The following is an 8,261-nucleotide window of genomic DNA, read 5'->3' as shown; positions in this document are numbered from 1 at the left end:
GACGCCTCCGTGCCGGCGGCTCCGGCTGCCCCGGCCGCCCCGGCTGGCGAAAAGCCGGCGGGTGCACCTGCCGCCCCGGCAAAGTAAGGCGCAGCAGCAAAAAGGCCGGCGTAAGCCGGCTTTTTTTATGCTTGCCGCATTGAAGCGATCTGCCTGGAAAAGCCATGGAAAAGCGATTGATGCCGTCGATGATGGCGCTGCAGTGTTTCGAGGCGGTGGCGCGGCACATGAGCTTCACGCGCGCGGCCGAGGAGCTGCACATGACGCAGAGCGCGATCAGCAAGCAGATCGCGCAACTGGAGGCCCTGCTGCGCAACCCGCTGTTCCTGCGCGTGCGCCGCCGGCTGCAACTGACGCCCGCAGGCGCGCTGTACCAGTCCGAGGTCAGAGCAATCCTGAATCAGATCGACGTGGCATCGCGCGACATCCTGACCTATGGCAGCGAAACTCAGGTGCTCACCATCGGCACCCAGCCCACTTTCGGTTCGCGCTGGCTGATCCCCCGGCTGCAGCGCTTCATGGCTGCGCATCCGGAAATCCAGTTGAAGGTGCGCAGCGAAACCCATCCGTTCGATCTGATGCAGGCCAAGATCGACATATCGCTTTTCTTCGGTCATGGCGCGCTGCCCGGCGCGCAGTGTGTGGAACTCTTCGAGGCTGACGTCGTGCCGGTGTGCTCTCCCGCCATCCTGCACGGTGGCAAGCTGGCCAGTCTTGCCGACCTGAGCCGGCAGACGCTGATTCAGTGCGCCTCCCGCCCGGAGGCCTGGCACGATTACTTTTCCCATCAGCAATTCCAGTCCGACCGCAGCTATCTCGGGCCGCGCTTTGACACCTTCTACATGTGCGTGCGGGCGGCCGAGGGCGGTTGCGGCATCGCCCTCACGCCGCGCTTGCTTGCCGAAGAAGAACTGCAGGCCGGCAAGCTGGTCATTCCCTGGGAATACGTGCAGCCCAGCGACGGCGCGTACTTCGTGGCGTATTCCGAGCACTCGGCCGAGGTGCCGAAGATCAAGCAATTCGTGGCGTGGGTACGGGACGAAGCCCGCCAGCCGGACGGCCGTGGCGCGCCGCGCGCCCGGTCCATGAAAAAACGGACTGATTAAGCCGAATTTTTTCATTTGATCGGCGCGGGGCGGCGTGATTACATGCGGGCCATCCTTTTCCACAGATGTGCCGAGCCCGTCATGAGTCAGAACTACGTCAATCCCGATCAGATCCGCGCCTGGTTTTCGCGCGCCATGTCCGACATGTACAAGCAGGAAGTCCCGCTGTACGACACGCTGCTGGACCTCGTGGCGCAGGTGAACGCCCGGACGATGGACGAGCAGCCGGAACTGGCCGCGCATCTGGCGCGTACCGGCGAGATCGAACGGCTGGACATCGAACGCCATGGCGCCATCCGCGTGGGTACGCCGGAAGAACTGGCCAACATGCGCCGTGTGTTCGCCGTGATGGGCATGCTGCCCGTCGGCTACTACGACCTGTCGCCCGCCGGCGTGCCGGTGCATTCGACGGCTTTTCGCGCCACGCATGAAGCGGCCCTGCAGGCCAGCCCGTTCCGCGTCTTCACCTCGCTGCTGCGCCTGGAGCTGATCGACGACGTGGCCCTGCGGGAAAAGGCCGCCCGCATCCTGGCCGCCCGCCAGATTTTCACGGACCGCGTTCTGGCGCTGACCGCCAGCTGTGAGGCGCAAGGCGGCCTGAACGAGGCCGACGCCCGGGAATTCGTGGCCGAGGCGCTGCACACGTTCCGCTGGCACAGCGAGTCCACGGTCAGCCTGGACGACTACCGCGAACTGCATGGCCAGCATCGCCTGATCGCCGACGTGGTGGCGTTCAAGGGGCCGCACATCAACCACCTGACCCCGCGCACGCTGGACATCGACGAAGCGCAGGCCGAGATGCCGCGCCGCGGCGTGTCGGCCAAGGCCGTCATCGAAGGCCCGCCGCCGCGAAAGTGCCCGATCCTGCTGCGCCAGACCAGCTTCAAGGCGCTCGAGGAACCGGTGCGGTTCGTTGGCGCGGACGGCGTCAGTGCGGTGGGCAGCCACACCGCCCGCTTCGGCGAGATCGAGCAACGCGGCGTGGCGCTGACCCGCAAGGGCCGCGCGCTGTACGACCAGCTGCTGGACCTGGCCCGCAGCCGCATCAGCGGCGCGCCCAACGAGGGCAATGCGGCGGCCTACATGCAGAACCTGCAGGATTGCTTTGCGGCTTTTCCGGACGATTACGCGACGCTGCAAGACCAGGGGCTGGCGTATTTCCGCTACTTCCTGACCGGCAAGCCGGGCACGCCGGAAACCTCGGATCTGTCCGCCCTGATCGATGCGGGCTACATCCAGTTTGAACCGCTGGTGTACGAAGACTTCCTGCCGGTCAGCGCAGCCGGCATCTTTCAGTCGAACCTGGGCGACAAGGCGCAAGCCGAGTACGCGCAAAACGCCAGTCAGGCCGCGTTCGAAGCGGCGCTGGGCGCGCCGGTGATGGACGAACTGGCGCTGTACGACGCCACACAGGCGCGATCGCTCGCGGCGTGCTTGCAGGCGCTGGGCGTGGAGGCGGTGGCGGCCTGAATTTGTGCGGGCTGAGCGGGCCCAACCCGCCGCCTTACCGATAAAGCGGGGCGGCTTTCCCGCTTTCAAAATTCCGTGATAGAATGCTCGACTTTCCAGCAGGGTTCGCCTTGTTGGGTTGGTCAAGCCGACGTGGTGAAATTGGTAGACACGCTATCTTGAGGGGGTAGTGGCGAAAGCTGTGCGAGTTCGAGTCTCGCCGTCGGCACCAAGAAATTCCTCGCAATGAACCCGCATTTTTCTTTTGGAGGATGCGGGTTTTTTGTTTGTGGGTCCCTTCGGTGGATGGTCCCTTCGGTGGTCGGTCCGCAAGCCAATCTGTGGCTATTCGCCCGGATCCGCTGGAAAACAGATTTCCAGATAGCGGAACAAAGGACCGCAGGGGCGCGGATCCCCCGGGAACCGCGCCATCTCAGGGGAAACCCCATCCGGGTGCAAATCGCCGCTGCGCTTGTGCCGTCGCCGCCTCGCGACTAACATGTCGCAAGCCAACTATCAAGCCAACATTGCAATCTGTCGCTCGCGCCACGAGATTGCGCCAAATTCTTCAATGCTTTCCTGCACCTTCGAATCCCCGAGCCGACATCGGCATGACCGACCGCATCCTCATGCCGGGGCTTTCCGGCATTTGCCGAGGCCGCGTCCGTGCTGAACGTGTCGGTCCGGCAAAAGACCGCCCACCCGAAGACGACACCCTGGAAGGGCCTGCAAGTCATTCCGCGGCGGGCGCTCGCCCCATCGGAATCGGCCAGTCCGTTCGAGGTCCTGGATTTGAAGCCGCTGACCATCGCCGCGGCGGGCAGCGAGCGGGACGTGTATCTGCATCCGGCCGACAGCTCGCTGTTGATCAAGATCGTCAATGGCGTGCGCCGCAGCCAAGCCGACCGCAAACGTCCCTGGTACAAGCGTTTCCGGCGTGATGCTTCGCATCGCGTGTTCATCATGGAAGCCGTCGAGTACATCGCCACCACGGCCCAGCAGGGTGCGCGGGGCGGCAATGTGCTGATGGCGCGCATCTTCGGCCTGGTGTTGACCTCGAAGGGCTTGGGCCAGGTGGTCGAGCGCATCGTCGATGCGCATGGCAACCTGGCGCCCACGCTGAAGGAAGTCGTGGCGCGGCAAGGGTTTTCGCCGGAACTGCGCTATCGCGTGCACGAATTCATCATGGCGCTGATCGACGCGCACGTGGTGTTCAACGATGTCAGCGCCAGCAACATCGTCGTGGGTTTCAATGCCGAAGGGCGCGAAGGCCTTTATCTGGTGGACGGATACGGCTCCAAGCAGCTCATTCCCGTGTATTCATGGAGCAAGTCGCTGAACGGCCGGCGCATTCTGCGCCGTTACGACACGATGACCAAGAAGCTCCTGGCCGCTAGCGAACGCCGGCACTAGGCGTTCTCAACGCTCAGCCCTTCAACCGCTCCGGCACATCCTCCATGTCGCTGCACACGGCCAGCACTTCGGCCGGCTTTCTGCTCAGCGACAGATACACGTGGCCGATGCTGCTGTCGAAGTACGCCGATTCCAGCCGGTTCAGCACGACGCTGTCGCCGTTTTCGAACTGGATGCGGACCTTGCCCGACAGGACCACGACGAACTCCTGGCCCGGGTGGCGGATGTAGTCTTCAAACTCCACGACCTTGCGCGAATCGATCATGGCGACCATCGGCAGCATCTTCTTGCCGGGGTATTCGCCCATCAGCAGGCGGTAGTGATAGTTCTCGGTGATGTAGTCGCGGGCGTCGCTGAGCCGGTTCTTGACGAAGGTGGGGGCGACCGCGGCCTGTGCGGCGTCGCGCAGCATGAACATGCGCGTCATGTCGATATCCAGCGCGCGGGCCAGCGCGGCGAATTTTTCGTAACTGAGGGCGATCTGGCCGAGTTCGGCCTTCGATAGTGTCGACACCGCGATGCCGCTGGCCTTGGACAGTGCCTGCAAGGTCATCTTCCTGGCCTTGCGCTCGGCGCGCAGGCGGGCGCCCATTTCTTCCTTGCCCACGATTTCGGGCGGGGATGTGTTGCCGGTTGGGGCCATGTAGCGGTCTGGCTTATAGGGTTGAGGGCAGGGGCAGGGCCCGCAAGCCCCGCCGCGTGTAGCCGGATTGTACGGGGTGGGCCGGGTCAGGCGGGAGGCTGGGCGCCGGTGCGTTCGACGATCATCCGGTAGTGCTCAGGCCGGCGGTGGGCGGCGAAATTGAAGATGTTGGCGCGGTAGTGATCCGACACCGACAGGTCGCAGACGAAGTTGATGACCTCGTCGTCCTCGGAGAACGTGCGCACCATGATTTCGCCCGTGGGCGCGACGATGCAGGATCCGCCGATCATGGGGTTGCCTTCCTCGACGCCGGCCTTGGCCGCGGCGGCCACCCAGCAGGCGTTCTGGTAGGCGCCGGCCTGCAGCGACAGCAGGTGGTGGTGCATGCGCAGGTGGATCGGCTCGTTCCATTGCACGTAGCCGGAGGGGGTGTTGTACCCGGCCATGACGACCTCCACGCCTTGCAGTCCCATGACGCGGAACGTCTCGGGCCAGCGCCGGTCGTTGCAGATGCACATGCCGATGGCGGCGTCCGGGGTCTGCCAGACGGGAAACCCCAGGTCGCCGACCGCGAAATACTTCTTCTCAAGATGCTGCAAGGACGCGCCGTCGACGGCCTGCGCGTCGCCGGGGATATGAATTTTGCGGTACTTGCCCACGATCTGGCCGTCGCGACCGACCAGGATGCTGGTGTTGTATTGCACGCCGTCCGCCAGCTCGGCGTAGCCCAGATAGAAGCCGATGCCCTTGTCGCGCGCCGCGTCGAACAGGGGGCGGGTCAGGGGGCCCGGCATTTCGGTTTCGAAGAACGCCTGCACCTCGGACGGATCGTCGATGGACCAGCGCGGAAAGAACGTGGTCAGCGCCAGCTCCGGAAACGTCACCCAGGCCGCGCCGCGGCTGTGGGCGTCTTCCAGCAGGTCGATCAGCCGGCGAACGACCTGGACCCGGGTGTCGCTGCGCTGGACGGGGCCAAGCTGGGCGACGGCAAGGTGGAGCTTGCGGGCGGTCATGCGGCGCTCCCGGCGTTGCCTGGAGCGGCGATCCCAACGGCGCTCCGCGCCAGGACGCGGCCGGCGTGCTGACCGGTGAAGGCATGCTCCTCCCATACGGGCGCGCCGTTCACGTAGACCGAGTGAATGCCCGCAGCGCGTTCGGTGGGGCGTTCAAACGTGGCGGCGTCGGCCACCGTGGCCGGATCGAAGACCACGAGGTCGGCAAAGTAGCCTGGCTGCACCTGCCCGCGTTCGGCCAGCCCGAACTTGGCGGCGGTAAGGCCGGTCATTTTCCAGACTGCGGTTTCCAGCGGGAAGAGGCCCAGGTCGCGGGAATAATGGCCCAGCACACGCGGGAATGTGCCCCACAGGCGCGGATGCGGGCGTTCGTCGTGGGGCAAGCCGTCCGAGCCGATCATGGTGGGGCCGAACTTCAGAATCCGCTGCACGTCGGGCTCGTCCATCATGAAATAGATGGCGCCGGCCGGTTGCAGCTCGGGCACCACGTCGAATTTGGACTTGCCGCGTTCGGCGGCGACCTCGTCCAGGTCGCGGCCGCTGAGTTCGGGAAACGGCTTGCACCACGTGATGATGGTGCGGCCGGCCAGCAGCACGCGGTCTTGCTTGAGCATCGTGGAGCCGGCCACGTAGGGGTAGGCGTCCAGCGAGACGTCCTGCTTTGCCATCGCGGCCTCGATCAGCGGCAGGGTCTCGGCGGAGCGGCCGAAGTTGGGCTGGCCCATGACCTTGTGGTGCGAGATCACGACCGGCACGTCCAGTTCGCGGCCGATGCGGAAGGTTTCTTCCAGCGCCGCCACGATGTGTTCGCCCTCGTCGCGCATGTGGGTGGCGTAGATGCCGCCGTGCGTGTTGAGCGGGCGGCAGACCTCGATGATTTCCTCGGTGGTGGCCTGGGCGGCCGGTGGGTAGAACGTGCCGGTCGAGATGCCGATGGCGCCGCTGGCCAGGGCGTCGTCGGCCAGCGTCTGCATGGCCTGCACTTCATCCGGCGTGGCGGCGCGCTGCAGGTCGGGCATGACGGCCGCGCGCAGCGTGGAGTGGCCGACCATGCAGGCGGCGTTGACGGCGGCGGGCGTGGCACGCAGCGCGTCCAGGTAATCGGAGAAACGTTCAAAGCGGTACGAGCCGCCTTCATCCAGCAGGTCCAGTGGCGCGGGCGGGCTGGCGTGAGCGTGGGCCAGCGGCGCCAGGCTGATGCCGCAGTTGCCCGTGACGACCGTGGTGACGCCCTGCGAGATCTTGGGCGTCATGTCGCGGCGCTTGAGCAGGTAGTTGTCGTCGTGCGTGTGCGAGTCGATAAAGCCGGGCGCCACGACCTTGCCCGTCACGTCGATGCGGCGTTGCGCAGCGCTGCCGGACAGATCGCCCACGGCGGCGATGCGGTCGCCGCGCACGCCCACGTCGGCGCGCTGGCCGGGGGCGTTGGTGCCGTCGATGACGGTGCCGCCGGCGAGGATGTAGTCAAACGGGGTGGCGTCGGGCTGGGACATGCGGTTCTCCGGCTGAATGGGATCAGGCAATGTGGGATCAGGCAATGCGGCGATCAGGCAAAGTGGCAGGCGACCTGCTGTTCGTTGGCGACCTGGCGAGGCTGGGGCGTTTCTTCGGCGCAGCGCGGCTGCGCCATCGGACAACGGGTGCGGAACGCGCAGCCGGACGGGGGCGAGAGCGGGCTGGGGATTTCCCCCTTCAGGATCTCGACGGGGTTGCGCTCTCCCTGGCGCGCGGACGGCACGGCGGCCAGCAGCGCGCGCGTGTACGGATGCGCCGGGCGGTCGAAGATCGCATCGCGCGTGCCGATCTCGACGATCTTGCCCAGGTACATCACGGCCACGCGGTGGCTGATGTGGCGCACGACGCTCAGGTCGTGCGAGATGAACACATAGGTCAGGCCCAGGTCGCGCTGCAGGTCCATCAGCAGGTTGATGACCTGCGCCTGCACCGACACGTCCAGCGCCGACACCGGCTCGTCACAGACGATGAGGCCCGGGTCCAGCGCCAAGGCGCGCGCGATCACGATGCGCTGGCGCTGGCCGCCCGAAAATTCGTGCGGATACTTGTCGGCCGCGTCGGGCCGCAGACTGACGCGCGCCAGCAGCTGCGCCACGCGCTCGCGGATGGCTTCGGGCCCGTGGCCGAAGTTGCGCAGCGGCTCGCCGATGATGTCGCGCACGCGCATGCGCGGGTTCATCGACGAAAACGGATCCTGGAAAATGAACTGCATGCGCCGGCGCATGGCGCGCAACTGGCTGCTGTTCATCTTGGCGAGGTCTTCGCCTTCCAGCAGGATGCGCCCTTCAGTGGGATCGGTCAGGCGGATCAGGCACTTGCCTGTCGTGGACTTGCCGCAGCCGNNGCAGCCGGACTCGCCGACCAGGCTGAGCGTCTGGCCACGGGGCACCGACAGCGAGATGCCGTCGACCGCGCGCAGCACCTTGGCGCCCCGCCCGCTGTCGACGGGAAAGTGCTTCTTCAAGCCGATGACTTCCAGCATGGGCACCGCGGTGGCCGCGGGCGCGGAAGACGCGAGGGGAATGTCGTGCAGGTTCATGGCGGGTCTCATGCGTCTCAGGCGGTCAGGGCGGCGGGCGCGGGGGCGTCCTGGCGCGCCCAGCACCAGACGCGGTGGCGGGC

Annotated in this window: 7 protein-coding genes and 1 tRNA gene; 4 read left to right on the top strand and 4 right to left on the bottom strand. The window is 66.0% G+C overall.

The window, feature by feature from the left end; all coding sequences use genetic code 11:
- Positions 1–164 precede the first annotated feature (164 nt).
- The 4 genes from B3446_RS06190 (at position 165) to B3446_RS06175 (ending at position 3,968) form a co-directional block, all read left to right on the top strand.
- Entirely contained in the window at positions 165–1,106 is a 942-nt protein-coding gene (locus B3446_RS06190) for a LysR substrate-binding domain-containing protein (RefSeq protein WP_291378467.1), read from the top strand.
- A gap of 81 nt (positions 1,107–1,187) precedes the next feature.
- Positions 1,188–2,576 (top strand): 2-oxoadipate dioxygenase/decarboxylase HglS, encoded by a 1,389-nt coding sequence (hglS, locus tag B3446_RS06185; protein ID WP_291378465.1) that lies wholly within the window; start codon positions 1,188–1,190, stop codon positions 2,574–2,576.
- Between the two features lie 126 nt (positions 2,577–2,702).
- Positions 2,703–2,787: transfer RNA gene (locus tag B3446_RS06180), tRNA-Leu, on the top strand.
- Positions 2,788–3,221: 434 nt separating this feature from the next.
- Entirely contained in the window at positions 3,222–3,968 is a 747-nt protein-coding gene (locus B3446_RS06175) for a YrbL family protein (protein WP_291378463.1), read from the top strand.
- A gap of 13 nt (positions 3,969–3,981) precedes the next feature.
- On the opposite strand, the gene B3446_RS06170 is transcribed toward B3446_RS06175, so the two are convergent.
- The 4 genes from B3446_RS06170 to B3446_RS06155 all read right to left on the bottom strand — a co-directional run bounded on the left by B3446_RS06170 (position 3,982) and on the right by B3446_RS06155 (position 8,178).
- Complete coding sequence (locus B3446_RS06170) at positions 3,982–4,611, bottom strand: helix-turn-helix domain-containing protein (RefSeq protein ID WP_191576859.1); 630 nt, start codon at positions 4,609–4,611, stop codon at positions 3,982–3,984.
- Between the two features lie 86 nt (positions 4,612–4,697).
- Positions 4,698–5,624 carry an N-carbamoyl-D-amino-acid hydrolase gene (locus B3446_RS06165; protein WP_191576858.1) on the bottom strand — a complete coding sequence of 309 codons (927 nt, stop codon included), beginning with the start codon at positions 5,622–5,624 and terminating at the stop codon, positions 4,698–4,700.
- A complete protein-coding gene (locus B3446_RS06160; RefSeq protein WP_291378460.1) occupies positions 5,621–7,117 on the bottom strand; it encodes an N-acyl-D-amino-acid deacylase family protein in 1,497 nt (498 codons plus the stop codon). The genes B3446_RS06165 and B3446_RS06160 overlap by 4 nt, the downstream gene beginning before the upstream one ends.
- A 53-nt stretch (positions 7,118–7,170) precedes the next feature.
- Positions 7,171–8,178 (bottom strand): ABC transporter ATP-binding protein, encoded by a 1,008-nt coding sequence (locus B3446_RS06155; protein ID WP_291378458.1) that lies wholly within the window; start codon positions 8,176–8,178, stop codon positions 7,171–7,173.
- Positions 8,179–8,261 lie beyond the last annotated feature (83 nt).

This window comes from Achromobacter sp. UBA5777 (assembly GCF_002418565.1).
In the GTDB taxonomy this organism is placed as follows: domain Bacteria; phylum Pseudomonadota; class Gammaproteobacteria; order Burkholderiales; family Burkholderiaceae_B; genus Achromobacter; species Achromobacter animicus.
The sequence above is the reverse complement of the archived record's forward strand: the minus strand, read 5'-3'. Positions and strand labels throughout refer to the sequence as shown.